This window comes from Fulvivirga kasyanovii (assembly GCF_009711405.1).
Lineage (GTDB): Bacteria > Bacteroidota > Bacteroidia > Cytophagales > Cyclobacteriaceae > Fulvivirga > Fulvivirga kasyanovii.
Window position 1 is genome coordinate 1 of record NZ_SMLW01000150.1, and the last position, 1289, is coordinate 1289.

The following is a 1289-nucleotide window of genomic DNA, read 5'->3' on the forward strand; positions in this document are numbered from 1 at the left end:
AGAAAGTTTGGTGTCCATTCTGCCATGCCCATGAAACTGGCTCGTCAGCTTTGCCCGGAGGCGATCATTATTAAAGGCAATGCCGGCACATACTCTAAAAAATCTGAGGAGGTAACAGAGATTATCAAGGAAAGCGTACCGCTGTACGAAAAGACTTCTATTGATGAGTTTTATGTAGACCTTTCCGGAATGGAACGCTTTTTCAACAGCTTGATGCTGGCCTCAGAGCTGCGTAAGAAAATAATAAAGGAAACCGGCCTGCCCATTTCGTTTGGTTTGTCTGAAAACAAAACAGTTTCCAAAGTGGCTACCGGAGAGGCCAAGCCTAATAATCAGCTCAAAGTCGACTATGGTTTGGAAAAAGCCTTCCTCGGCCCGCTTTCGGTTACCAAAATACCGATGGTAGGAGAGAAGACCTATCATGCATTGCGCGACCTTGGGATCAGAAAAATACAGACCATTCAGGAGATGCCTATGGAGCTGATGGAAAAGGTGTTTGGGAAGAATGGTGTTACTATTTGGGAAAAGGCCAATGGCATTGACCGTTCGCTGGTGATTCCTTATTCAGAGCGTAAATCCATTTCCACTGAGCGGACTTTTGACAGGGACACCATAGATGTAGTCAAACTGAAAGGCATACTGCTGGCAATGGCAGAAAACCTGGCCTTCCAGCTTAGGAGAGGAGAGAAGCTCACCTCATGCGTAACGGTTAAGGTCCGGTATTCTGATTTCAATACCCATACCCTGCAAAACCGTATTCCCTATACCTCAGCAGACCACGTACTCATACCCAAAGTACTGGAGCTGTTTGACAAGCTATACAACAAACGTCTTCTGGTTCGCCTGATAGGAGTCCGGTTCAGTCATTTGGTGAATGGAGGCTATCAGATCAACCTGTTTGAGGATGCAACAGAGATGATCAACCTATACCAGGCTATGGACAAAGTGAGAGATAAACATGGCGACAGAAGCGTGATGCGTGCCGCCGGCATAGAAGCTAAAACCATCAGCCGGTTCAACCCCTTCCGCGGAGAACCGCCACCACTTTTGCCTAACCGGAGAGCGTAGGAGAGCCGGGAGCTTTTGGTATTCGGTGGTCAGTGAACTTAGTGAACAGTAAACAGTAATCGGTAACCGGAATTTTAAATATTTATACGGTACTAACTATCCCCTCGAGGGGATGACAAGGCTACTAAGTTAAGACAGTAGGACACGGCAAATACGCACTTTTTGGTTGGTAAACCAAATGGCAGTTTACAAGAGCTAAATTGCGGCTTTACTAAACTTTG

The 1289-nt window shown here is 46.2% G+C and carries 1 protein-coding gene; it reads left to right on the forward strand.

Going from position 1 to position 1289, the window contains the following annotated elements:
* On the forward strand, positions 1 to 1068 hold a 1068-nt coding region (locus E1163_RS00415; RefSeq protein WP_155168554.1), incomplete at its 5' end, for a DNA polymerase Y family protein.
* Positions 1069 to 1289: the final 221 nt, after the last annotated feature.